This is a genomic window from Corynebacterium fournieri (assembly GCF_030408775.1).
Classification (GTDB): domain Bacteria; phylum Actinomycetota; class Actinomycetes; order Mycobacteriales; family Mycobacteriaceae; genus Corynebacterium; species Corynebacterium fournieri.
Genome location: NZ_CP047210.1, coordinates 319298 through 343452, shown reverse-complemented (window position 1 = coordinate 343452; position 24155 = coordinate 319298). Strand labels below are relative to the sequence as shown.

General features: G+C 64.5%; 26 protein-coding genes and 4 tRNA genes. 1 reads left to right on the top strand and 29 read right to left on the bottom strand.

Annotated elements, in window-relative coordinates; translation table 11 throughout:
• Positions 1-14: 14 nt before the first annotated feature.
• The 20 genes from rpoB to CFOUR_RS01510 all read right to left on the bottom strand — a co-directional run bounded on the left by rpoB (position 15) and on the right by CFOUR_RS01510 (position 18631).
• Positions 15-3512: a DNA-directed RNA polymerase subunit beta gene (gene rpoB, locus CFOUR_RS01600; RefSeq protein WP_085956826.1), complete on the bottom strand. Its 3498-nt coding sequence runs from the start codon at positions 3510-3512 to the stop codon at positions 15-17.
• 315 nt (positions 3513-3827) lie between these two features.
• On the bottom strand, positions 3828-4766 hold the full coding sequence (pgfA, locus tag CFOUR_RS01595) for a cell envelope lipid trafficking protein PgfA (protein WP_085956827.1): 939 nt from the start codon (positions 4764-4766) through the stop codon (positions 3828-3830).
• Positions 4767-4817: 51 nt separating this feature from the next.
• Positions 4818-5567 carry a hypothetical protein gene (locus CFOUR_RS01590; RefSeq protein WP_085956828.1) on the bottom strand — a complete coding sequence of 250 codons (750 nt, stop codon included), beginning with the start codon at positions 5565-5567 and terminating at the stop codon, positions 4818-4820.
• Between the two features lie 3 nt (positions 5568-5570).
• Entirely contained in the window at positions 5571-5912 is a 342-nt protein-coding gene (locus tag CFOUR_RS01585) for an SMI1/KNR4 family protein (protein ID WP_143338948.1), read from the bottom strand.
• 102 nt (positions 5913-6014) lie between these two features.
• Positions 6015-6425 (bottom strand): hypothetical protein, encoded by a 411-nt coding sequence (locus tag CFOUR_RS01580; protein WP_085956830.1) that lies wholly within the window; start codon positions 6423-6425, stop codon positions 6015-6017.
• Positions 6426-6427: 2 nt separating this feature from the next.
• A complete protein-coding gene (locus tag CFOUR_RS01575; RefSeq protein ID WP_143338949.1) occupies positions 6428-7387 on the bottom strand; it encodes a hypothetical protein in 960 nt (319 codons plus the stop codon).
• Between the two features lie 126 nt (positions 7388-7513).
• Entirely contained in the window at positions 7514-8035 is a 522-nt protein-coding gene (locus CFOUR_RS01570) for a hypothetical protein (protein WP_085956832.1), read from the bottom strand.
• A 14-nt stretch (positions 8036-8049) separates the two neighbouring features.
• Positions 8050-8451, bottom strand: a complete 402-nt coding sequence (locus CFOUR_RS01565) for a DUF1877 family protein (RefSeq protein ID WP_085956833.1) — start codon at positions 8449-8451, stop codon at positions 8050-8052.
• Positions 8452-8459: 8 nt separating this feature from the next.
• The gene (locus tag CFOUR_RS01560; RefSeq protein ID WP_085956834.1) at positions 8460-9074 is read right to left on the bottom strand and encodes a hypothetical protein; all 615 of its coding nucleotides are present in this window, start codon (positions 9072-9074) and stop codon (positions 8460-8462) included.
• Between the two features lie 58 nt (positions 9075-9132).
• On the bottom strand, positions 9133-9564 hold the full coding sequence (locus tag CFOUR_RS01555) for a hypothetical protein (RefSeq protein ID WP_143338950.1): 432 nt from the start codon (positions 9562-9564) through the stop codon (positions 9133-9135).
• Between the two features lie 204 nt (positions 9565-9768).
• Positions 9769-10158: a 50S ribosomal protein L7/L12 gene (rplL, locus tag CFOUR_RS01550; RefSeq protein ID WP_034997198.1), complete on the bottom strand. Its 390-nt coding sequence runs from the start codon at positions 10156-10158 to the stop codon at positions 9769-9771.
• 52 nt (positions 10159-10210) lie between these two features.
• The gene (rplJ, locus tag CFOUR_RS01545) at positions 10211-10732 is read right to left on the bottom strand and encodes a 50S ribosomal protein L10 (protein WP_085956836.1); all 522 of its coding nucleotides are present in this window, start codon (positions 10730-10732) and stop codon (positions 10211-10213) included.
• A gap of 315 nt (positions 10733-11047) precedes the next feature.
• Positions 11048-11269: a hypothetical protein gene (locus tag CFOUR_RS01540; RefSeq protein WP_085956837.1), complete on the bottom strand. Its 222-nt coding sequence runs from the start codon at positions 11267-11269 to the stop codon at positions 11048-11050.
• Positions 11262-11465 (bottom strand): colicin E3/pyocin S6 family cytotoxin, encoded by a 204-nt coding sequence (locus CFOUR_RS11355; RefSeq protein ID WP_101706345.1) that lies wholly within the window; start codon positions 11463-11465, stop codon positions 11262-11264. Before CFOUR_RS11355 ends, CFOUR_RS01540 begins: the two co-directional genes overlap by 8 nt.
• Positions 11408-13687 (bottom strand): choice-of-anchor M domain-containing protein, encoded by a 2280-nt coding sequence (locus CFOUR_RS01535; protein WP_290179719.1) that lies wholly within the window; start codon positions 13685-13687, stop codon positions 11408-11410. The genes CFOUR_RS11355 and CFOUR_RS01535 overlap by 58 nt, the downstream gene beginning before the upstream one ends.
• Complete coding sequence (locus CFOUR_RS01530; RefSeq protein ID WP_230471873.1) at positions 13684-14517, bottom strand: anchored repeat-type ABC transporter permease subunit; 834 nt, start codon at positions 14515-14517, stop codon at positions 13684-13686. The genes CFOUR_RS01535 and CFOUR_RS01530 overlap by 4 nt, the downstream gene beginning before the upstream one ends.
• Before the next feature lie 28 nt (positions 14518-14545).
• Positions 14546-15298, bottom strand: coding sequence for an anchored repeat-type ABC transporter ATP-binding subunit (locus tag CFOUR_RS01525; RefSeq protein ID WP_085956841.1), 753 nt, complete (start codon positions 15296-15298; stop codon positions 14546-14548).
• Positions 15295-16149, bottom strand: a complete 855-nt coding sequence (locus tag CFOUR_RS01520; RefSeq protein WP_290179715.1) for a choice-of-anchor M domain-containing protein — start codon at positions 16147-16149, stop codon at positions 15295-15297. The genes CFOUR_RS01525 and CFOUR_RS01520 overlap by 4 nt, the downstream gene beginning before the upstream one ends.
• Positions 16146-17645 carry an anchored repeat ABC transporter, substrate-binding protein gene (locus CFOUR_RS01515; protein ID WP_290179713.1) on the bottom strand — a complete coding sequence of 500 codons (1500 nt, stop codon included), beginning with the start codon at positions 17643-17645 and terminating at the stop codon, positions 16146-16148. Before CFOUR_RS01515 ends, CFOUR_RS01520 begins: the two co-directional genes overlap by 4 nt.
• Positions 17642-18631, bottom strand: a complete 990-nt coding sequence (locus tag CFOUR_RS01510) for a choice-of-anchor M domain-containing protein (RefSeq protein WP_290179712.1) — start codon at positions 18629-18631, stop codon at positions 17642-17644. Before CFOUR_RS01510 ends, CFOUR_RS01515 begins: the two co-directional genes overlap by 4 nt.
• A gap of 163 nt (positions 18632-18794) precedes the next feature.
• Here CFOUR_RS01510 and CFOUR_RS01505 point away from each other — a divergent pair, with 163 nt between their 5' ends.
• Positions 18795-19607 carry a hypothetical protein gene (locus CFOUR_RS01505; protein WP_085956843.1) on the top strand — a complete coding sequence of 271 codons (813 nt, stop codon included), beginning with the start codon at positions 18795-18797 and terminating at the stop codon, positions 19605-19607.
• On the opposite strand, the gene rplA is transcribed toward CFOUR_RS01505, so the two are convergent.
• The 9 genes from rplA to CFOUR_RS01460 all read right to left on the bottom strand — a co-directional run bounded on the left by rplA (position 19589) and on the right by CFOUR_RS01460 (position 24134).
• The gene (gene rplA / locus CFOUR_RS01500; RefSeq protein ID WP_085956844.1) at positions 19589-20299 is read right to left on the bottom strand and encodes a 50S ribosomal protein L1; all 711 of its coding nucleotides are present in this window, start codon (positions 20297-20299) and stop codon (positions 19589-19591) included. The two genes, CFOUR_RS01505 and rplA, sit on opposite strands and share 19 nt — an antisense overlap.
• Before the next feature lie 73 nt (positions 20300-20372).
• On the bottom strand, positions 20373-20801 hold the full coding sequence (gene rplK, locus CFOUR_RS01495) for a 50S ribosomal protein L11 (RefSeq protein WP_034997189.1): 429 nt from the start codon (positions 20799-20801) through the stop codon (positions 20373-20375).
• Positions 20802-20969: 168 nt separating this feature from the next.
• Positions 20970-21995: a transcription termination/antitermination protein NusG gene (nusG, locus tag CFOUR_RS01490; RefSeq protein WP_085956845.1), complete on the bottom strand. Its 1026-nt coding sequence runs from the start codon at positions 21993-21995 to the stop codon at positions 20970-20972.
• A gap of 112 nt (positions 21996-22107) precedes the next feature.
• Entirely contained in the window at positions 22108-22428 is a 321-nt protein-coding gene (gene secE, locus CFOUR_RS01485) for a preprotein translocase subunit SecE (RefSeq protein ID WP_085958341.1), read from the bottom strand.
• Between the two features lie 21 nt (positions 22429-22449).
• A tRNA-Trp gene (locus CFOUR_RS01480) sits at positions 22450-22525 on the bottom strand.
• Positions 22526-22589: 64 nt separating this feature from the next.
• Positions 22590-22661 (bottom strand) — tRNA-Met (locus tag CFOUR_RS01475).
• A 35-nt stretch (positions 22662-22696) separates the two neighbouring features.
• Positions 22697-22769, bottom strand: a tRNA-Thr gene (locus tag CFOUR_RS01470).
• 193 nt (positions 22770-22962) lie between these two features.
• Positions 22963-23044 (bottom strand) — tRNA-Tyr (locus CFOUR_RS01465).
• Positions 23045-23108: 64 nt separating this feature from the next.
• Positions 23109-24134 carry a polyprenyl synthetase family protein gene (locus tag CFOUR_RS01460; RefSeq protein WP_085956846.1) on the bottom strand — a complete coding sequence of 342 codons (1026 nt, stop codon included), beginning with the start codon at positions 24132-24134 and terminating at the stop codon, positions 23109-23111.
• Positions 24135-24155: the final 21 nt, after the last annotated feature.

Genomic DNA, 24155 nt, shown 5'->3' with positions numbered 1-24155 from the left:
CGGCTACCTGGCGCTTAGGCGGTATCCGCCGCTGCACCCTCGTCACGGGAAAGGTTGATGCCAAGCGAGGAGCCGGCCTGATCGAACTCGTCGTCGTCGCCGTCGAGCTCCATCGGTGTGCCGTCGGTGGAGAGCACCTCCACGTTCAGACACAGGGACTGCAGCTCCTTGAGCAGCACCTTGAAGGACTCCGGGATGCCCGGATCCGGGATGTTGTCGCCCTTGACAATCGCCTCGTAGACCTTCACGCGGCCAACCACGTCGTCGGACTTGATGGTCAGCAGCTCCTGCAGGGTGTAGGCGGCGCCGTACGCCTGCATTGCCCACACCTCCATCTCGCCGAAGCGCTGGCCACCGAACTGGGCCTTACCGCCCAGCGGCTGCTGCGTAATCATGGAGTACGGGCCGGTGGAACGGGCGTGGATCTTCTCGTCCACCAGGTGGTGCAGCTTGAGCATGTACATGTAGCCCACGGAGACCGGGTACTTGTACGGCTCGCCGGAACGGCCGTCGAAAAGCCTGGTCTTGCCGTTCTCGTCCACCATCACATCGCCGTCGCGGTTCGGCTTGGAGTTTGCCAGCAAGCCGGCGATCTCCTCGTTGGTCGCGCCGTCGAACACCGGGGTTGCCGTCAGCGAGTCCGCCGGCACGTCGTAGAGGTGCTCCGGCAGGGTCTCCAGCAGCTTGGCGTTTGCCGGGTCGTCCGGGTTGACCGTCCAGCCGGCCTTGGCCAGCCAGCCGAGGTGGATCTCCAGGACCTGGCCGATGTTCATACGACGCGGCACACCGTGGGTGTTCAGGATGATGTCCACCGGGGTGCCGTCAGCCATGAACGGCATGTCCTCCTGCGGCAGGATCTTACCCACGACACCCTTGTTGCCGTGGCGGCCGGCCATCTTGTCGCCGTCCTGGATCTTGCGCTTCTGGGCGACGTAGACGCGGATCATCTCGTTGACGCCCGGCGACAGATCGTCGTCGTCCTCGCGGGAGAAGCGACGCACGGCAATGACCTTGCCCTGCTCGCCGTGCGGCACCTTCAGGGAGGTGTCGCGGACCTCGCGGGCCTTCTCGCCGAAGATGGCGCGCAGCAGGCGCTCCTCCGGGGTCAGCTCGGTCTCACCCTTCGGGGTGACCTTGCCCACCAGGATGTCGCCGTCGCGCACGTCCGCGCCGATGCGGATGATGCCGCGCTCGTCCAGGTCCTTGAGCACGTCCTCGGAGACGTTCGGGATCTCGCGGGTGATCTCCTCGGCGCCCAGCTTGGTGTCGCGGGCATCGATCTCGTGCTCCTCAATGTGCACGGAGGTGAGGATGTCCTCCTCCACCACGCGCTGGTTGAGGATGATGGCGTCCTCGTAGTTGTGGCCTTCCCACGGCATGAACGCAACCAGCAGGTTGCGGCCGAGGGCCATTTCGCCGTCCTTGGTGCCCGGGCCATCGGCGATGACCTGGCCGGCCTCGACGCGGTCGCCCGCGGAGACGATCGGGGTCTGGTTGTAGCAGGTGCCCTGGTTGGTGCGCTCGAAAGTGCGCAGCATGTAGGTGTCGCGGCCGCCCTCGTCGTCCATGACGGTGATGAAGTCGCCGGTGACGTTCTCGATCACGCCGGCCTTCTTCGAGATGACGGTGTCGCCGGCGTCGTATGCGGCGCGCTGCTCCATGCCGGTGGCCACGTAGGCGGCCTCGGCGCGCAGCAGCGGCACAGCCTGCTTCTGCATGTTCGCGCCCATCAGCGCACGGTTTGCGTCGTCGTGCTCCAGGAACGGAATCATCGCGGTAGCGACAGAAACCATCTGGCGCGGGGAGATGTCCAGGTAGTCCACGCCCTGCGGGCCGACGACGCCGATGTCGCCGTCCTTGAGGCGGACCTCGATGCGCTCACCGGTGAGGTTGCCGTCGGCATCCATCGGCGTGGCCGCCTGCGCGATGGCGTAGCGGTCCTCCTCGTCAGCGGTGAGGTAATCGATCTGGTCGGTCAGCTTGCCGTCGTTGACCTTCTGGTACGGCGTCTCAATGAAGCCGAACGGGTTGACGCGCGCGTAGGACGCCAGCGCGCCGATCAGGCCAATGTTCGGGCCTTCCGGGGTCTCAATCGGGCACATGCGGCCGTAGTGGGACGGGTGCACGTCTCGCACCTCGATGCCGGCGCGCTCGCGCGACAGGCCACCCGGGCCAAGCGCGGACAGGCGGCGCTTGTGGGTCAGGCCGGACAGGGAGTTGTTCTGGTCCATGAACTGCGACAGCTGCGAGGTACCGAAGAACTCGCGGATGGCGGCGGAGACTGGGCGCACGTTGATCAGGGACGTCGGAGTGATCGACTCCGCGTCCTGGGTGGTCATGCGCTCACGCACGACGCGCTCCATGCGAGACAGGCCGACGCGAACCTGGTTCTGGATCAGCTCGCCGACGGTACGCAGACGGCGGTTGCCGAAGTGGTCGATGTCGTCGGTGTTGATCGGGATGATCTCGCCCGCCGGCGAGGTCATCTCGGCCTCACCGGCGTGCAGGCGCACGAGGTACTCGAGCGTGGTGGCGATGTCCTCTTCGGTCAGCGTCATCAGACCGTCGTGGTCGCCGCCGAGACCGAGCTTGCGGTTGGTCTTGTAGCGGCCCACGCGGGCGAGGTCGTAGCGCTTGGCCTTGAAGAAGGAGTTCTCTAGCAGGGACTGCGCAAGGTCGCGCGTCGGCTGCTCGCCCGGGCGCTGCTTGCGGTAGATCTCCAGCAGCGCCTCGTCGGTGTTGGACACACCGTCGTTTTCCAGGGTGGACATCATGATCTCGGAGAAGCCGAAGCGCTCCGTGATCTGCTCGGTGGTCCAGCCCAGGGCCTTCAGCAGCACGGTGACCGGCTGGCGGCGCTTGCGGTCGATGCGCACGCCGACGGTGTCGCGCTTGTCCACGTCGAACTCCAGCCACGCACCGCGCGACGGGATGACCTTCACGGAGTGCAGCGGGCGCTCCGTGGACTTGTCAATGGTCTCGTCGAAGTACACGCCCGGGGAGCGCACCAGCTGCGAGACGACGACACGCTCGGTGCCGTTGACGATGAAGGTTCCCTTGTCCGTCATCAGCGGGAAGTCGCCGATGAACACGGTCTGGGACTTGATCTCCTGCGTGTCGTTGTTGATGAACTCCGCGGTCACGTACAGCGGCGCGGAGTAGTTGATGTCTTTGTCTTTGCACTCGTCGATCGTGTACTTCACGTCTTCGAAGCGCGGCTCGGACAGCGTCAGGCTCATGTTGCCGGAGTAGTCCTCGATCGGGGAGATCTCGTCGAGGATGTCCTCCAGGCCGGACGTGATGCGCGCATCGTCGCCGCGGTTGGCCTGCTCGCGTTCGCGCCACTCGGGCGTGCCCACGAGCCACGCGAAGGATTCGAGCTGTACATCCAAAAGTCCCGGGACGGTGATCGGCTCATTAATCTTCGCGAACGAGTAACGTTCGGGAGCCCCGGGGATATCAGCCATGTTCATGGTCTGGTCTGAGACTGCCAAGTTGGGTCCTTCCAGCACCTCTGGCGGAGGCTCGCCACACCGCGTCTGGCTTCGCGGCCCGGCGGCATTTCCGCAGGATAAGTTAGCATTCGGTCTGCTTTAGAAGACCCGCCCCCAGAGACAACAAAATCACCTTGTCAAATCGGATTTTCTCAATCCGTTGCACAAGGCTCTCTACGCGTACTGGAGACGGCTTCCAGCGCAAAGAACAACCATAGAGTAATCTCCCCCGTTTGTAAAGGCCCCCGCCTGCGGTCCGCCGGGTTGCCCGATGCCGTCTGGGTCACTCGTGCGGTTGCTGCCGGAAGCCTACCACCCGTCGTCCGCGCGCGGTCAATCGCGACGCGCCGCACGCCCCGGCCGCAGCGCGCCCGCCAGGCCCGCAAGGGTCAGCGCCGCACCGACCCAGGCCAGCACGCGCCACAGCCCGCGGTCCGCGGCGGCGGTCTGCGCATCATCCACTTTGCGCACAAGCTTCTCGACGTCCTGCCGGTCCATCACCCCGTCATAGGTGACCACGTTCTTCACGCCGTTGCCTTCTGCGTCGGCGTAGTAGTCGTCCACCTTCTCGTCGATGCCCACGACCACGCCGGTTTCCTGATCCACCAGGATTTCGCGCTCGGCGGCGTGGTGCAGGAAGGTGCGCTGCGGCTCGCCGTTGTCGTCCTCGAGCGTGAGCGTGTTGCGCGGGTCGGCGTAGCGCATGGCCACGTTCGTCGGCGCGATGCGTTGGGTATAGCGGTACACCGTACGCCCGGCGATCTCCTCTTCACCGGCAAACTCCGCAGGCGCCGCGCCACGCAGCACCGCGTCGAAGACCTGGACGGTGTCCTGCGGCGCGGGGGCGGGGAAGGTCAACCACGCGCCGTCGATAGGCACCTGTGTTGCGGGCATGCCCATGACCATCAGCGCCTCCGCCGGGCCTTGCGCGGCACCTGAAACGCGGTCCACGGCGTACGACCACGTCGACGCCGTGAGCAGGTCATTGAAGTCGGAACCGGACTCCCCCGCCCGCAGCGTGTCGCCCACGCGCACGCTCGCCGTGTCACCGTCGGACGGCTCCTGGATCTCCATGTGCAGCTGGCGCGTCACCGGCGCCGCCTCGCCCTCGCGGGTGCCGTTCGGGTCCGTGATGGTCCACGTGGCCTCCCCCAGCGCCAACGGCAGGCGGTTGCCGGAAAGCAGCACGCTCGGCGCCAGCAGCCCCGCCACCACCAGCGCAGCACCGACGCCGGCGAGTAGCACGGAAAGAATGCGGGAAGTGGGCAGCATGGTGGGAAAGTGTAGCGCAGCCGGTGGGCGCGCCAGCGCTGCGAACTACCGTTACTGATACAGGACAGGAACCAGCCGCCCGTCGCCAACCTTGCGGTATAGCGAGTGGATCACGTCCATGAACCACTCCGGCTTGTCGGTGAATGCGAGCTCGTGGACATACCGCGCGCCGCGGCTCTCGTCGTAGTCGAGCGAATCGTCGCTACTGAATCCGCTGTTGGAGCTGCGGGACAGCGATGCGTCCTGCGACAGGGCGTCGAAAACCTCGATGGACGCGTACTCGACCTTCTGGTCGGGACTCGCCATCGCCTCCCGAACAACCGAGTACACGTCGTTTGCGACCGACGCCCAATCCTCGACCACCAGCGCCTCGTCCTCCGGGGAAAGCTTCACGCGCTCCATCGGGATGCCCTGGAAACTGACGTTTTCCAGCTTGCACCCGGACAAGTCGACGCCGTCGAGCTGGTCGTAGCGGTAGTGCTCGCCAAAACCGACATTGCGCAGCTCGCCAGTAATCGTCGAATCCAGCACACGCGCGCGAATTGGAAACTGTGCACCGCGCCCCTCGATCACCACATCGCGCAGGGTGGAACCGGTAACGGTGCTCAACCAGTCGGCACGGAAGCCAAATTCTGGGGCCGACAAATCAGTATCTATGAACGCAATATCGTTGACCTTGCCCGGGTTCCCGCGCGGGCGGGTGATGGTGCAGGACTCGAATCGGACCGTCGAAAAGTTGATGTTGTCGACGCTGGGCTCGTCGAACGTGCGATCGTCGTAACGCACAGCATGCAATTCCATGATCTACAGCTCCACCCCGTAGGTGCGCATCCACTCGGCCATGCTGGGATACGGCCCGTCCAGGTACTGCCTGTCCCAGAAGTGGTAGCGGCCAAACTCGACCGAACCGTCGTCGTTGCGGTGGTACACGGCGTACGCGCCATCACCAACGATCGCGACCGGGAACCAGGCGTCAGGGTCGTCTCCGAACGCCTCGGCTTCCTCGCGGACACTGCTCAGGATCGACTTGATACTCAAAGGATCACCCGGCGGAATCTCCGGATAGAGCCACTCGCCGTGTTCGAAATTGAACGAGTTGTACGAGTCGAAAAATTCGCGGTACTCGGACGGCACCCAATCAGGCACACACGACAGTGAGAGCTCGAGCACATCCGGATCGATTGGCCACCTCCACGGAACGACGCGACCAGGTTGCTTTGCCGGGGTATCAGACATCTTTAATCAGCCCTAAGCAGCGGCGCTCAGCGGGTTCGGCAGCCCCAACGTCTCGCACCACAACGCAACGAGGTCGCCGCCGTCGCTGGCCGCGTCGTCAAACTTACTCTCGGTGTCCGTGGACATAATGCGGTACTTGCGCACAAACTCCGCGATGCCGTCCTTCGCCTCCGGGTAACGCTCGGCGAAGAATGCGTCGAACCTCTCGATGTCGTAGTCAGGGACGTGCTCCGGCTCAACCCCGTCCACAAGGGTGGGGTTCGCGCCGAAAAAGTACTCTTTATTACCGTCGGCGGTGCTGATGGTGATGAAACACATGTCCAGATCGGCGACGCTGATCATCCAGTCTTCCTCGGGGCCAATACCCGGATCGCCGATCTCCCAGTCACCGTCGATGTATTCAAACCCTGCATTAATACTCATCTTTAGTCCTCACTTTCTTCAAACGGGTCACGCATGAACTCCGCCCCCGCGTCGCGGTACAACCCCAACAGGTAGTCGTGACTATGCCCCCAGTCGGCCCAGGCATCGAGTTCAAGGCAATATCGGGCGCCACGGGGCCGTGGTGCTTCGTCGTGTTGTCCCCTGAAGTCGTCCTCCATGAAGATCAGCGCCAAGCTCGACTGCTTAAACGCTTCTTCCCCCTGGGAAGACGCCTCATGTAATTCCTTCACCAGCTCCACCACGCGTCCGCGAATATCCTCCCAGTTCAGCACAGTGAGGCGCTGCAGCTCTGCCGGGATTTTCACCTTGCGCATATCCACGTATTTGAAGCTGGCCGTGCCAAATTCAACCTCGCTGAAATCGCAGCCAACGAGCTGATCCCCCTCGACCGTCTCTTCAAGACTGCACTCTTTCCACTTGCCGCTCACCGTCACATTGGTCAACACCGGGTTGTTAAGTCCTCCGCCTACCGGCCCCTTCAACCGCATGTCAATGGCCTGGCAATTGTCGTAGCGCGCTCCCCAAGCAAAGACCTCCGGAAACTTGCACGCCCGAAACACGCAATTAGTCACAGTCGTCTTAAGCCAGGGCATCCTACCTTTCACCGTGCAACGCTCAAACTCGCAGTCAGCCACACTGCCATGCACCCAGTCGGCCACGAAGATCTTCGCCCGCTTAGCGTAACTATTAGTCAGCGTGAATTCTCGGGCTGTAAACGGACTGATCTCCGCATAACTGAGATCAACATTGTCAACCGTCTGCCCGCTGACCGAAAACACCTTCTTCGGAAACCCCCACTTATCCAACGGGTACGTCCAGTGAAAACCACGAAAATCTTCCCGGCCATCAAACAAGCCGAACGGCGACGGGGCGAGCAACATCTCAGGCGTGCAGGCGTCCTCCCAACGCTCCACAAGCTGCTTTCGGGTCGGACCACTCATCGCGTCGGCCTCCTGACGCTCATCGGAATCACACCATTGCGGTCAAGCGTGCCGAAACTCCGCAAAGATTTCCACCGTTTTCGGCAAACATCCTGTTCAGATGGTCCGCCATAACGGCAGTAGTGTCTAATGTTCGGAGCTGATTTGCCCGGGCAGCCAGGTATCGAGGCCGTTGGTATTGGTCTCTCTCGGCTTGTAAGACAAGGCTTTGAGCATATCCAGATCAGCCGCGGTGTTGGCGGTCCGCGCTACCGCATCCCAGTGATGCTGATGCCCCTTCGTGGCAAAGAGGTACTGGAATAAGCCCTTGATCTCTTCGCGTGGGTACGGCGCGTCGACCGTGCGGTGGTCTTGCTCGTAGAGTTCCAACATCTGGTCCAGCAATTCAGGGTCGTGCGCGGTCAGGCGGTCAAGGCACTGGAACATGTGGAAGCGCACTGCGAACCGCGGTTCCGCAAGATAGCAGCGGTAGATGGTGTCGAAGTGCTTCGTATGCCTTGGACGAAGATGCTCATCGACGACTCGGGCCAGGCCGGACACCGCATCTAAGTCACGGTCGGATACCGCGAGTTGATCAGTGAGATCGGAAACAAAGGCATCCAGCTCTTCGTCGCTGACCGTGTCGTATCGAGTAGGTAGTGCCGCCATCGCGAGAATCTCCTCTAGCTGAAGTACACCGCAACGGCGTCGCCACGCTGCGCTGCTGCTGTGTAGAACTCGATGAGTGTTTCCACGGCGTCGGGAGAGTCGAAGTCCTCCGGCTCAACGCTCTCCAACGCCTCGGCGAAGCTGCCTACCTGGTCTGGCGTGTTGATGCGCATCCCGTCGGTCAGGTTTTCGCCGTCCCAATCCGCGGCGCCGAAGACGATGCTGTTGGCAGTTTCCTCATCAAGGCTGGCTTTCAATTCCTCGACAACACCGCCGAAGAACTGGTCAATATCCGCCACCGGACGGTTCGACGTCTCAAGCGCCTCCGTGATCGTGTCCCGGCGTGACTCTGCTTCGGACGCTTGCGCTTGCTCGTATTCGTCCTGGCTAAATGCGACATAAAACGGAATGATCATTGGGGCTCCTAATCCTCAGTAGTGGGTGGGACGCTGATTACGCGTTGCGTGATATCAAGCTCAGGTATCCACGCATTCACACCGCGACGATCCAATTTCTTCTTGAACTTATTGGAGAACAGAACGAGCATCTCGATATCCCGCTGCGTATCCGCGGTTTGCGCGATGAGATCCCAGTGGCGCTGCTTTCCCTTGCGGGCCACCATGAGCTGGAAATACTCTTTGATCATTTCGCTAGTGGACCCGATGCTGCGACGATCCGTCATATACATCTCAAGCATCCGGTCCAGCAATGGTCCCTTCGTCCCCGCCAACCGGTCCAACGAGAAAAACACCTGGTCGCGGGGTGTCAGGGTAGGCACCGCGTAGTAGATCTCTTCAAACTCATCGAAGAAGCGATGATGCCGTGCCTTGAGAAACTCGTTGACGGCACACACCATCTGGTCAACCCCAATTGGCGTGTACTCATTTCGCCGAACAGCCTCCGTCATACCCACGATGTAATGCTCCAGCAAATCATCGGGCATTTCCTCCCAGCGCGACGGCACCGGGGTGTGGAGCCCTACGGATGCTGCGAATTCGTTTACCAACTCGTTCAAAACGCCTCCCTCCAGGCGGGTCACCGTTGCAACCCAGCGTGCCGAAATCCCAGACGGATGTCCAGCGTTTTCCGAAAACGCTCTAGGTGCGGTCCGGGCGGTAGAAGTATGGGTCGCGTTCCACCCTGTTGATGCTTAGCCCGCGGGTGTCGAAGTTCGCCTTCAGCCACTCCGCAAACTGCGGGGTGTAAAACTGCTTCCTCCACAGGTCAGGGTTCGACGGCGTAGTGCGGGTGCGGAACACCGGTGCCTCGGGCGTCTCCTCGTACAAGTTGAAGGCGCGGAACCCGTAGTAAGTGCCGAACTGGCTGACAAACGTCGCCTCCGCAATCTTCGCCCCACCTCGATTTAACGCCTCACGGATAGCGGGTGCCTTCTCTTCATCAGCCACCAATGCCCCCAGTGCCGCCGTCAGGCCATACTGCGGCATGTCCGAACCATCGACTTCCTTCCGGTCCTCCAACACCTCGAACGCCCGGCCGTCGAACTCGCTGAAGTCTTGAGTCTCAGTCACGCGCAACGCGTGGACAGACTCGTCATACATAAAGATGGCCGTTCGAATCGCGGGCAGAATCTCGTAGCAAATCAAAGGTGCACTCCTCCGGGTAGCACGTTTTGCGCCCGAAAATACACGCGTTTCGTCCCCCAGACACGCGAAACCCCCGCCCGCCGGTGTGAATACCGGCGACGGGGGTGTTCGTCGTCAAGCAAAAAGCTCTTACTTGAGGGTGACCTTTGCACCAGCCTCCTCGAGCTTGGTCTTGGCAGCCTCGGCGTCGTCCTTGTTGGCGCCCTCGAGGATTGCCTTCGGGGCACCCTCGACCATTTCCTTGGCGTCCTTCAGGCCAAGGCCCGGAACCAGCTCGCGGACAACCTTGATCACGCCGATCTTCTTGTCGCCAGCGTCCTCGAGAACGACGTCGAACTCGTCCTTCTCCTCAGCGGCAGCCTCGCCGCCAGCGGCCGGAGCGCCTGCAGCGACAGCAGCAACCGGAGCAGCTGCGGTCACGTCGAAGACCTCCTCGAACTCCTTCAGGAACTCGGAGAGCTCGATGAGGGTCATTTCCTTGAACTGCTCGATGAGCTCGTCCTTGGTGAGCTTAGCCATTGTGGCTTCCTTTCTGTTGGTGGGCGTTTACAGCCCGGATGTAAAAGTGTGTTTATGCGGCTTCCTGCTTGTCCTGCAGTGCAGCGACAAGGCGGGCCGTCTTGGATGCCGGAGCCTGGAACAGGCCGGCTGCCTTTGCCAGAGAGCCCTCGAATGCGCCAGCGATCTTGGCCAGGGTGGTCTCGCGGTTGTCCATCTCGGCCAGAGCGTCGATCTGGGAAGCGTCCAGGACGTTGCCGTCCATGTAGCCGCCCTTGATCACGAACGCGTCGTGGTCCTTGTTGAACTTCTTCATCACCTTCGCAGCGTCGACAGCAGCGTCGCCCTTGATGAACGCGACGGCGGTCGGGCCGGTGAGAAGATCATCGAGACCCTCGATGCCCTGCTCGTTCGCAGCGATCTTGATGAGGGTGTTCTTGGCGACGTGGTACTCGACATCGAAGCCCATATCGCCGCGCAGCTGCTGGAGCTGGCCGACGGTCAGGCCACGGTACTCAGTCAGCACGAGGGAATCCGCCTCAGCGAACTTCTCCTTCAGAGCTGCAAGGTCCGCAGTGTTCTTCGGGTTTGCCATGACACACGCCTCCTTCCGATACTTCATGTTGTTCAATCCGCCCGGAGCATATTGCTTGTCGACGTTTGCTTCGCAAGAAGCTGACGTATTCAAACAAAAATGCCCCGTGCAGAAGCACGAGGCATACGTTTCGTAGTGTGCCGCGTTTCTCCTGCGTGGGTCGGCCCCTGGAGTGGAGCACCTTCGACTCCCTCTCGAGAGTGACCGACGGTCTTCGGTGAAACTTGAGCTCGGCCTTTGCGGGCCGTTCAAACTTCGGTAGGGGATGTTAGCGGGTGGTTGGGTGTTTGGCCAAATCGCGAGTGCGGGGCGCGACTATGCGGGTTGTCGTTGGTGTCGCCTGCGCTCGAGGATTTCGTCGAGCTTCATCGGGTACCGCGCCCAGATTGCGCCCTCCTGCTCGGTAAACCCGAGGTATTGGTCCAGCGTCAGGCCCTCACTGTCCGCTGCGCATTCGTGCCAAGCATCCACCCAAGTGTCAATCTCGCTCGGCTTTGCGCTGCCCTCGAGGCACCGCTCAACGAAAGGTTTAAACATCGATCCGTCTCCCCCTCACTGCATCTCCGATTCTTCCTGCTGTTACGGCATCAAACACTCCAATATGTCTCCCTCGCAGGTTATTGCCCTCGACGTGGCCGTGTAAAGGGTCGTACTCAACAAGGAGTCCCTGCTCTACTACGAGCTCCGCTCCACCTTCTTCAACAACCGCGCCGCCGCGACGAACAGCACGCACCCGCCGAGCAGCGCCATGACACCGACGCCGATGGCAAGGCCCGCCCAGAACCCGCCCGCCGTAGCGGAGTTGTCTTGCGGCTCGTTTTGCGGCTGCTGGCCGCTGGTGTCGCTGGAGTCCAAAGACGAATGGATGCCGCCGCCAGCCGCACCACTCGCCGCACCGCCGGTGCTGCTCGGCGCTGCAGCTTGGGTTGCCAGCGCATGTTCCGTGGCCCGCTCGGAGGTAGGCGACGACCCCGAGGACTTCGCGCTGGACTTGCCGGACGCGGAACCGGACGAGCTGCCGTCAGAACGCGACTGCCGCGACGCGCTCCCGCTGCTGCCGGAGGATTGGGCCTGACGCTGCGAGCGCTGCGGGGCGGGCTGGGCTGCCCGATCCTGCTTTGGCTGCGCGGCCGAGGCCGCATCGGTTGCCGGGCGCTGCGGCGGTGCAGCGGGAGGCGCAGCCGCCGTTGCCGGAGCTGCCGGGGCTGCCGGTGCCGGGGCTGCCGGCGTCGGAGCGGCCGAGGACGTCTGCGGGGCGTCCTTCTTCCGTGCGAGCGGGGCGAGGGTGTCGCCGGCCTTTTTGATCTCCTTTTCCAGGGAGCGCAGGCCGGAGGCTAAAGCGTCGGGAAGCGTGAGCTTGCCGCCGCCACCTGCACCAGCGTCGGCCTCCAAGTTGCCATCGCGCGCCGCGGTGACAGCCTCGTCGCCGACGGCGAAGGTGGCCACGAGCTCCTTTGTAAACTCCTCGCCGGACGCCGCAGTGCCGCGGAAGGCAAAGGTGGCGGTGTACACGCCGGGGTCGGTGAATCCGAAGCCCTGGTGGTCGTGGGCGTTGACGGGGTACTTCAGCGTCTTGTTCTCGTCTGCGGAGTCGAGCTCGATGCGCAGCCCCTGCAGGTCCTCGTGCCAGGTAAAGATTCGCCCAGGACCGTTGACGTCGCGCATGCTCACATCGATCTTTGAGCCGTCTGCCAGCGCGTTCGCACCGACGCGGGTGGTGGAAAAGCCCAGCCACGGCAGGCCCTTTTCCTGCGCCTGCGGCAGGATCCACATCGTCTCGGGCTCACCGGGGAAGCTGCCTCGCGCGCTGTCCGGCAGAGTTTTGCGCGCCGCGTCCGGCACGGCGAACACGAACGAGCCGGATTCGCGTTTGGCCTGGTTGTGGGGGTCGGAGTCGTCGATAAGCATGGCGCTTAACTGCGACCCTTCGGCCGCCAACGCCATATCCATGTGGCCCGCCTCGATGAGCGTGCGCTTGTCCGCCGCTGCCGCCGGGCGCGACGTGGTCTGCTTCGGCGCGCGCGAAGTGGTGGGCGGCGCTGAAGTGGTGGTGTTCGACGTCGGCGCAGTCGTCGTCGGCGCAGTCGAGGTCGGCGCAGTCGTCGTCGGCGCAGTCGAGGTCGGCGCAGTCGCGGTCGGCGAGGCGGTCTCCTCCGCAGACTTCGGGGTGCGCAGATCGGTGGTGGTGCCCTCGGGCAGGCCGACGGTGGCGTCGTCGCCGACGAGCCAGTACTGGGTCACCGGCTCGGAGCGCTCCGTGCCGCCGCCGTCGAGCTCGGCGCGGCCCTGCCAGGTCATTTCGTAGATGCCCGGTTCAGAAAACGTCCAGGTGAAGTGGCCGTGGCCGCCGACGTCGTAGGTGATGGTGCGCATGTCCTCCTCGGCGGAGCTAAACAGCCGCTCCGGATCGCCCACGCGCGAGGAGAAAAACACGTTGACGTCGCCGGGGCCGTCCATGTCCACCAGGTCGAAGTGCACGACGTCGTCGACGAAGTTATCCGGGATCTCGCCCGCCTCGTGCGCGGGGTCGAAGGCGCCCAGGCCAGACCAGATGGGCCGCCAGCTGTCGGTCCAGTCCGCGGACTGCGGCGCGGCCCACACGGTGCTGCCGGGCTCGCCGAGGAAGTCCAGGGAGCCGTCCTCAGGCACGGTCAAGGTGGACACGTCGTTGCCGTCGGCGTCGGCGTCCGGGGCAAGGCGGAAGCAGACCTTTTCCTGGTCGGTGACCTGCTGGCCGTCCACCGCCATCACGGTGAGCTTGTCGTTTTTGTAGGTGCCGTAGAGCGCGTCGTTGTGGGAGTGGTAGAGCAGTTTGCGCCCAGCGCATGGGTGGTCGATCTTCCCCAGTTCCACGCTGTGGCCCGGGTCGCCGGGGTTGTGCTCCGCGGCCTGCGCAAGCGGCGCGGCCGCGAGCGTGAGCGCCACTACGGCTGCTGCTGCAACGAATCGCTTCATCGTTTCACCCCCTGAAGCCAGCCAGCGAGTGCACCGCGCTTCGGGGCGAACAGCCAGCTCAGCGCGAAGATGACGGTCACGGACAAAACGATGGTCGCGCCCGTGGGCGAGTCGTAAGACCACGCCAGCCACACCCCCGCCACGCTGCCGGCCACGCCGAACGCGGCGGCGATGCACATCATCGCGCCCAGCTTGTCCGTAAACAGCCGCGCCGCGGCGGCCGGGGTGATCAGCAGCGCCACCACCAGGATGTTGCCCACCGTCTGCACAGCCAGCACCACCGCGAAGGTCACGCACAGGTACAGCGCCAGATCCAGGCCGGCGACCGGCAGGTTCATCGCGCGGGCGGTCTCCCGGTCCAGTGCCACCGCCGTCAGCCACGGGCGAAGCGCCACCACCACGGCCACGATCAACGCGCCGGCGACGGCGTGGATGGCCAGTGTGGCGGAGCTGACGCCTGTCAGCGAGCCGAACAGGAACGAGCTGACGGAGGCGGTGTAGCCCTCCGCCCTGGAGATCACCACCAAGCCGAAAGCGAACGCGGCGGTGAACACGATGCCGATCACCGAGTCCTCTTTGATCGTGCGCCGCTGCGACATCACCGCGATCAGCACAGCGACAATCGCACCGGCCACCGCCCCGCCCAACAACACAGAGACCTGCCACGCAAACGCCACCGCGATGCCCGGAAAGACGGCGTGCGCCACCGCGTCGCCGATAAAGGCCATGCCGCGCAGCACCACAAAACAGCCCACCACCGCGCACAGCACCGCCGCGATTACCGCGGCCGCCAGCGCGCGCGGCAGAAACGCCAGCTGGGGGTTGGCCATGTCGGCCAGGAATTGCACAAACGAAATCTCAGGCACGGACAGCCTCCAAATGCGCTCGCACGCCGCGCAGCCACGGCGAATCCTCGTCGACGGAGAAGGTGCGGGTCCACGGGGCGTCATCGTTAAGCTCATGCGTCGCGGCATCGGCGACAACACCACGGTTGAACAGCACCAAGCGGTCGCAGGAATCGATGGCCTCGGCGATGTTGTGGGTGGACATGACCACGCCGAGTCCCCGGTCCACCAGGCGGCGGAACAGCCGCAGCAGGTGCTCGGTGGTGGGGATGTCCAGGCCGGTAAACGGTTCGTCGAGAAGCAGCATGCCCGGCCGCCGCACCAGGGCGCGCGCGATGAGCACACGCTGGCGCTGGCCGCCGGACAGGTCGTGGATTGGGCGCGCGGCCAGGTCGGTCAGGTTGACCATTTCCAAAGCTCGCTCGGCGGCGCGGTGCTCGCGCTCGCCAGCGCGTTGCCACCACGGGCGCTGGCCCAGGGTGGCGTTGAGCGTGGCGTCGTAGACGTCGATGGGGAAATCCCAGGCCACGTTGTGCGCCTGCGGCACGTACCCCACCACCTTGCGCACCGGGCGCCTGCCGGCGGAGACCGTCCCCGCGTCAGCGGGGATAAGGCCTAGCACCGCACGCATGAGGGTGGTCTTGCCCGCGCCGTTGGGCCCGAGCAGGCCGACGAACTCGCCGCCGCGCAGCGTGAGGTCCACCCCGCGGAACACGTCGCGGCCCGGATACGACACCGCCAGGTCGCGCACCTCAATCCTTCTCATCGGCGGCCCCGCACAACAAACAGCGCAATCAAAGCGAGAAGCAGCACGCCCGCGCCCGCCAGCAGCCCGATTTTCAGGCCGTTGTTCTGCTGCTCTGCGCCGGCCTGCCCCTCAGCCCGGAATTCGCCGAACGTCGCATCCGCCGCCTCCGCCGGGTCCACACCCACGGCGATACGCACGACCTGCTCGTCGGTGTGCACGGTGCCATCTTGGTCCTCCACCGTCGCGCGCACCCCCACCAGGTGGGCGCCCGGCTCGGTGAACACCCAGTTGGCGTGGGTGTGCGTGTTCGGCTCCACCCACATCGACTGCGTGCCGGGTTCCTGCTCGTTCCACAGCTGCTGCGGCTCGTGGAACCCGCCGGGCTGGACAAACAGGGAGAACTGGCCCGGGCCCTCGTGCCCGCCGAACTCCAGGCTCATCCCGTTGGCGGAGCGTTCCAGAAGCGACGGCGCCTGCGAGTTCCACCCCAGCCACGGCACGCCGGCAACCTCAGTCTGCGGGATCACCCACACCTCGGCCCCCGGCTTCGCACCGGTGAACGCAAACTGGTCGGTCTCCGGCAGAGTCTGCTTCGCGCCGTCGCCGACGGCGAAGACCACGTCCTCGAGGTGGCGCCACACGGGCGTGTCCTGCGTGTCGTCGCGCACCAGGAACTGCATTTTGCCGTCGGCGAAGACGGGGCCCAGGTCCGCGTGGCCAGCGTCGATGACGGCGCGCTCGCCCAGCGGGACGACCTGCTCGTCGGCGCCGACGACCTGCTGCAACGCCGGGTCGTTGTCCGGCACCTGCGCGGCAGCGACGGGTGCGGCCGCGATCATTGCGGCGGTGATAATGGCGGGAATCTTCATGGTTGTCCTTTCAAACATTTGCTTATCGACGCCCCATTGGCCCGCACCAGATCCACATACGTCTGCGCAGGCCCCTCCCCCGGCGGGTCCAAGGTGTCGCCCCAGATCGGGCACACCTCAACCCCGTGCGAGGCAGCGGTTTCGTTCAAAACGGGCGTTTCGTCTTCGTTGCCGTGCTCGACGAACACCGCCGGCACACCCAAGTTCTCCAGCGTGCGCGACAACGCCATCAGGTCGCGCGGGCTCGGCTCCACGCTCGGGTTCGGGGTGACAAACCCGGCCACGCGCAGCCCGTACGCGCGCGCCAGATACGCGTATCCGTGGTGGGTGGTGATCAGGTTGCGGTTGGCCTCCGGGACCTGGTCGAGCTGCTCGCGCACCTCCTGCGCCACCTGCTTGAGCTGGGCACGGTAGCGCTCCGCGTTGTCGGCGTACGCGCTGGCGTGGCGCGGATCCGCCGCGGACAGCTCGTCGCGCACCACCTGCACCACCGCGTCCATCGCGGCCGGGTCGTGCCAGATGTGCGGATCCAGCTCCCCGTGGACGTGGCGGCCCAGCACCGCCTGCGGCAGCAGGTACGTCTCCTCTCCCGGGTCGCCGAGGAAGCGGAACTCGCGCTGCGGCGGGATCGGCTGCAGCGTCTTCGACGGCACCACGACCACCGAGCCCGCGGGGTCCAGGTCGCCCTCATCGTCCGTGCGCAGGGTCAGCTGCGTGTTGTCGTTGTCGGCGACCGTGGCAATGTCCACGTGCCCGCGCTCCACCGCATGCTTGCCCGGGGCGGCCTGCGCCGGATCCTGGCCGACAACCAGCGTGACCGTCTGCTCCGCCTCACTGCGCATCGGCGCGCCGACGGCATCGCGCACCGTCGCGTGCAGCCGCAGCTCGTACACGCCGGGGGCCGAAAAAGCCCAGCTGACGTGGGTGTGCGCGTCCACCGGCAGCGTGGTCTCGCCTCCGGTGGAATCAAACAACAGCTCCGGAGTGCCAAACGTGCCCAGGATGAAGGCGGAAGCGGTGCCGGGACCGGAGGCGTCGACAAGCTCAAGCTCCGCCACCGCCGTGCGCGGCAGATCCGCCGCAAACCGCAACCCCAGCCACACCGTGTCCAGACTCGCGTCCTCCACCAGCGGAATCGGCGCGTAGCCGTAGCGCTGCGTCTGCTCCGCCAAAGCCACCACACGCGCCCCGGGCCGCGCCGTCGCATCGATCGTGCGGGTAAGCGACTGCGGCTCCAACAGCAGACCGTTCGTAAACACCGCGTCCGCGTACGCGATATCGCGGGTGTTATGCAGCGTCGGCTCGTAGGCGTGCGGATCCGCGCCGCGGCGCATCAGCGGGGTCACCTCCGCGGCGTCGCCGGCGACGTTGTCCACCACATCCGCAAGAATGCTTGTCGACGCCACCACCTTCACCCGCCCGTCCCCCTCCGCCGGGGACTGCGCACACCCCGCGAGCAGGCCAGCAGCAGCCAGCGCCGCCGCTACGCGTTTCACTGTTGGCCTCCCACAAGGCCGAGCAGGCGGCGGCGCAGCGCGGTATCCAAAAAGCACATCGCCGCGCCAAACACCGCCACACCCAGGCCGAGGACGGCGAACGGGACGGTCATCACCGTCGTGCCGGTCTCGGCGAGCTCGTCCGGGCGGGTGCCCTCGCTCGACAACGCCCCCGGCTGGGCAGGGCCGCCGCCGGCATTCGCGGCCGCCGCGGTGGACGAGGTCGCCGCCTGCGAGGGGGCTGACTTGGCAGCCGTGCTCGCCTTGGGCGCCGTGGTCGACTTGGTCGCTTTGGGCGCGGCCTCCTTTGACGCGGCCGCCTTCGACGTGGGCGTTGCGCTCGACTTGTCAGTGTCGGCGGCGGCCGCAGGCTTCGCCTCCCCATCGCCCACGACCCAGGTGTAGGTGGCCTCGTTGGAGCTCGCGCCGCCGCCGTTGGCCACCACGCGCATTTCGTAGGTGCCGGGCTCGGTAAACAGCCAGTTCGCGTGCACGTGCGCCGGGTGATCCTGCGCGATCACCGAGCCAGTGGCCAAGCGCGGCGAGCCATCCTTGAGCACCGGCTCGAAGGAACCGAAGCTGCCGGTCTGGAACAGGTAGACCTCGCCGGGGCCGGAGACCTCTACAAACTCCAGGTCCACCGCGCCTACATCGCGCGCCTCCTGCGTGTCCCACCCCGGCCAAATCAAATCAGCGCGCTGGGTCTGCGGCAGCATGTAGCCCGCCGCACCGATCTCCGGCACATTCGCCGTCTCCTCAGTGAACGAGTCGGCGCCGACAACTAGCTCCACGTCCGCCGGGTCGTGGCGCACGTGCGAGCCGGTGACATCTTCCTTCAGATCCAGGGTCAGCGCCCCACCGTCCGAGGTGACGTTGAAGGCGTCGATGTGGCCCTGATCCAGGCGTTGCGCCTCGGCCTGCGCCAGCGGAGACGCAACAAGGGCGACGAGCAGCAACGCGACACTAATGAAACCATTTTTCAACACTTAGTGAACATTAATCCCAATAAGAGTGAAGTGCGGAACCGTACCCCCGTGTCGGGGAAACCGCAAGAGGTCTCCCACGGCTGTGGACAACCTTTCAGCCTGCGTCGGGGGTTATCCACAGGCTGGGTCTGGGTGGGGTTGCGGTTGGTTTAGCGTGTGGGCCATGAACCCGTTCGCAGCACTCATCGAAGCGATGTCGACCAAGGCGCTAGCAACCTTGGCCGACTTCGACGTTGACGCTGCCCTCGCCGCAGGCTTCGCACCGGACAAGGCACGCGCGTTCGGCCGGCTGCGCGAGACCTACTACGGGAAAACCACTTTCACCCGCAAGCAAGCCACAGCACTCTCCCGGGCACAAGGCTTCTCCCTGGACGAGCTCGCCCTGATCGAACGCCGCCTCGCTTGCGTGAAGTCCGCTGCTGAGCGGTGGCGGCTGCGCCTGGAACTGCTCCACGTTGAAGGCGGGTACCGCGCCATTGAGCGCGCCGCCCGCAACCTCATCCCCAACAACGACACACCCGCACGCAGACAAGTGGCGTTTTCCGGCTCCCGCAACGGCCGGGCACGCATCACCATCGACACCACCGACCGCAACGCCGCAGACTTAGAGCACCGCCTGCACCAACACATCGACCCCACCCAGCCCGCCGCACCCCAGATGGAAGACGCCCTCTGGCGCATCCTGGACGGCACCGACAGCGGCGTCGTCGCGGCTGTACCCCGGCCGATCGTGATGGTGCCCCTGGATGCGCACACCCGCATCCTTACCGGTAGTGGTGACGACATCGAACTTGTGCTCACCGACGGCACCACCATGACCGGGGTGCCCCCGTATGGATCTCCCCACACGGACACCACATCCGCAACACCACCCGCGGAGCCCTCGACCAACTCTTCGGACCACACTAGAAAACGCAAAACGCCCCAGCCGAAGCTGGGGCGCGACGCGGGGATCGACTATGCCTTGTTGGCGTAGTTCTTCTCCACGGACGGGTCGACCGGGACACCCGGGCCCTGGGTTGCGGAAACCGTGATCTTCTTCAGGTACACGCCCTTAGCGGAAGACGGCTTCAAACGGATGACCTCGTCGAGGAGCGCACCGTAGTTCTCAGCGAGCTGCTCCGGGGTGAAGGAGGCCTTGCCGATGATCGCGTGCAGGTTGGACGCCTTGTCCACACGGAAGGCGATCTTGCCGCCCTTGGACTCCTGGATCGCCTTAGCGACGTCCGGGGTGACCGTGCCGGTCTTCGGGTTCGGCATCAGACCACGCGGGCCCAGCACGCGGGCGACGCGGCCGACCTTGGCCATCTGGTCCGGCGTAGCGATAGCCACGTCGAAGTCGATCTGGCCGGCGTTGATCTGCTCGATCAGCTCGTCGGTGCCGACGATGTCCGCGCCAGCCTCCTGGGCCTTGGTCGCGTTCTCGCCCTCGGCGAAGACTGCCACGCGGACGGTCTTACCGGTGCCGTGCGGCAGGTTGACGGTGCCGCGGACCAGCTGGTCGGCCTTGCGCGGGTCGACGGACAGGCGCATAGCAACGTCGATAGTGGCGTCGTACTTGTCGGAGGAGGTCTCCTTCGCAAGCGCAACGGCGTCGAGCGGGTGGTACAGGTTGTCGCGGTCGACCTTTGCCAGCTGCTCGATGTAGTGCTTGGACTTCTTAGCCATGTTGGATTCCTTTCAGGAGTTGTGGTCAGCGGGCCTGGCTAAAGGCCCTGCCACGTGAACGAGAAGTGTGTTCTTACTTCTCGACGTCAATGCCCATGGAACGGGCGGTACCAGCGATGATCGCGGCGCCGGCCTCGATGTCGCGGGCGTTGAGGTCGTTCTTCTTGGTCTCGGCGATCTCCTTGCACTGCTCCCAGGTGACCTTGCCAACCTTGTCAGTGTGGGGAACGCCGGAGCCCTTCTTCAGGCCTGCAGCCTTCAGCAGCAGGGATGCCGCCGGCGGGGACTTCAGGATGAAGTCGAAGGAGCGGTCTTCGTAGACCGTGATCTCCACCGGGACGATGTTGCCGCGCATGGACTCGGTAGCCGCGTTGTAGGCCTTGGTGAACTCGACGATGTTCACGCCGTGCGCACCCAGAGCCGGACCGACCGGCGGAGCCGGGTTTGCCATGCCAGCTTCGATCTGAAGCTTGATCAGGCCAGTGACCTTCTTCTTTGCCATCGCATTACCTCCTAGATACAGCGCCCGCAGCCACGATGAGCTGCCGCGGGGCTTCCGGATGCCGGGGGTGAACCCAGCCACCGGGGAAAACGAAACGAAAACGTCGCGCGTGCGAGCACGCGCGACGAGATAGATTACGCCGAAAGGACGCGGAAAAGCAAAACGCCCTTACATGATCCGCTCGATCTGATCCGCGGTCAGCTCCACCGGGGTCTCGCGGCCGAAGATGGACACGAGCGCCTCGATCTTGCCGGTCTCCGGGTCGATCGCGTTGATGGTTGCGGACACCGACGCCAGCGCGCCGGAGAGGATGGTGACGGCCTCGCCGACCTTGTAGTCGTGCGCGAGCTTCTTCGGAGCTTCCTCCTCCGGCATCGCCACGACGGTCTCGCCCTCCGCGTTGACTTCCGGCTTCGCGCCGGTTGCGGTGGACTTGGGCAGCAGGAACTTGGCCACGTCGCGGTGCTTCACCGGCGTCGCGTTGCCTTCGTTGCCCACGAACGACGTCACGCCCGGGGTCTCGCGGACCACGGACCACGCGGCGTCGTTCATGTCCATGCGCACCAGCACGTAGCCTGGCAGCAGCTTGCGCTTGACCAGCTTCTTCTTGCCGTCCTTGTTCTCGATGGCCTGCTCGATGGGCACGACCACCTCGTAGATGGAGTCTTCCACCTCGAGGGTCTGGGAGCGCATCTCCAGGTTGGTCTTCACCTTGTTCTCGTAGCCCGAGTAGGACTGGATGATATACCAGTCACCCGGCTGCTTCTTCAGCTCGCGGGTGTACTCGCGCAGGCGGCGGCGGTACTCGCCGTCGGAGTCTGCCTCCGCGTCTGCGGCGGCCTCCCCCTCGCCTTCAGCAGTCTCGGCGACGTTCAGGTCGGTCTCCTGGACCGGCTCCTCCACCGCGCCGTCGGCGTCGGTGTCAGCCGCCGCTGCGCCAACAGAGCCGTCGGTGTCATCGGTGTCGACGGAGGCCTGCGCGGCGTCGCGCACTTCAGCGTCGGAAAGCTCGGCGCCAGCTGCGGGACTGTCGCCCTCCTCGTCGGAGGAGTCACCGCCCTCGGTGCCGGCCGGGTCGTCGTCGCCGCCGTCGAGGACGGGGTCGGTGGACGGCTGCACGGGCGCGCCCTCGTCGATCATTTCCTGCTCGTTGTTCTCGATAGCGCCGCTGACGTCCTTGTTTGCCTCAGTCATGGTTTATCTCCTCATTCGTGCGAAACGTATGCGCCCCAGGGTACCGGGGCAAAAATTATCCCGCCCTCCTCGGCGTCCGAGGCGGCGGGAAACGTTGTGCGCGTAATTGTACTTACCGGATGAAGATCCAGCGAATCAGCATGGAGGACAGCGCGTCGGTGCCCCACACGAAGATGGTCAGCACGATGAGGAAGGCGAACACGATGAGCGTGTAGTTGAGCATCTGCTTGCCGGTGGGCCAGATGACCTTGCCCATCTCGGAGGCGACTTCACCCGGGAAGGCGGTGATGCTGGAGCCGTTCTTCTCGTCGGCATCGTCGGCGGTGACGGGGGTGCGCTTCGCCTCGTAGCCCTCGGAGGAGACGGGAGTTGCCCCGCGCAGCTGACGCTTACCGGTCGGCTGTGCCGGGTTTTGACCGTTGGGGTTAGTCACAAACACTCCTCCAGGTTGTTTTGGCAGGGGCGACAGGACTCGAACCTGCAACCTACGGTTTTGGAGACCGTTGCGCTACCAATTGCGCCACGCCCCTAGGGCACTCATTCAAGTGCGCCTAACCCTACCACGGACACCTTTCGGCACCCGTTCGAGGTGAGTAGCGATGGAGAGAATTGAACTCTCGACACAGCGATTATGAGTCGCTTGCTCTACCACTGAGCTACACCGCCATGTGTTCGCTGATGACAACCCCAGCAAACAACAGAGCCCCCTGACAGAATCGAACTGTCGACCTTTTCCTTACCATGGAAACGCTCTGCCGACTGAGCTAAGGGGGCACAGCTTCTCTGTTGTGGATCTTCGCTTTCGCTCTGACCCGCTCCGTTGAAGCCTTGGAAAGATTAACCCGATGTTGTTTTCAAACACAAATCGCCTGGCTATTGGGCGTTTTTGCGGGGTGCTATAGACGTCGTAAAGCGTTTGCTTAAACGCGAAACCCCGCCGGTGAAAACCGACGGGGTTTGTCTGCGGTGCCAGGTAGAAGATTCGAACTTCTGAAGGCAATGCCGGCGGATTTACAGTCCGCTCCCTTTGGCCGCTCGGGCAACCTGGCAAGCACGTTCAAAGTGCGGGATTTACTCTACAACACCGTCCCGCAAACGACGCAAATCGGCAGGTTAACCCACTCGTTCGACGGTCATGCGGGTCATGGTGCGAAGCGCTTCGCGCGCCGGCCCGGCGGGCAGGGCGTCGAGTTCGCGCTCCACGGTGTCGACGTAGCCGCGCACCGTGTCCAGGGCACGCTCGCGCCCGCGGGACTGCCCCAGAAGCTCCAGGGCGCGCGCAACGTCCTCGTCGGCGGTCAGCGGGCCGGTGAGCAGACCGCGCAGCTCTTCGCCCGCCGGGGAGTCCTCCTGCAGCGCGTAGAGCACCGGCAGGGTAAACACGCCCTCGCGCAGGTCGGTGCCGGGGGTCTTTCCGGACTGCTCCGGGTCGGAGAAGATGTCGATGATGTCGTCGACGATCTGGAAGACCATGCCCACCGCGTCGCCGATGCGCGAGCAGCGCGCCACGGTCTCCTCGTCGGCGCCGGCGTGGCGCGCACCCAGATAGGCCGCCGAGGCGATGAGCACCCCGGTCTTTTCCTCGATGACCTTGAGGTAGTGCTCCACCGGGTCGGCCTCGCCCGCGCCTTCCGCGCCGACGGTTTCTCGCATCTGGCCGGTGACCAGCTCGGAGAAGGTGTCGGCGAAGTGGGCGACGGTGTCGAGGTCCATCAGCGCCATCTGGCGCGAGGCATGGGCGAACAGGATGTCGCCGGCGAGGATGGCCACGGTGTTGTTCCAGCGCGTGTTGGCGGATTCGACGCCGCGGCGGCGCTCGGCTTCGTCCATCACGTCGTCGTGGTAGAGGGTGGCCAGGTGCACCATTTCGGTCACTGTGGCGCCGCGGATGACGTTTTGCGCCCCGGGGTTCGGCCCGAATTCGCTGCACAGCAGCGCCATCATCGGCCGGAAGCGTTTACCGCCGGCTTTGGCCAGGTGGGTGACTTTGTCGGTGAGGAAGCTTTCCCCGCGGCTGAGCTCCGCTATCAGCAACTCCTCCACCGCCTCGAGCCCCGCGGTCAGCCGGGTGTTGAGCGCGTCGTCGCCCAGGTCCAGGTTGAATCCGTGGCGCGGTGACGGGGTGGTGCCGTACGTCATAGATAACGTCCTTGCAGGTTG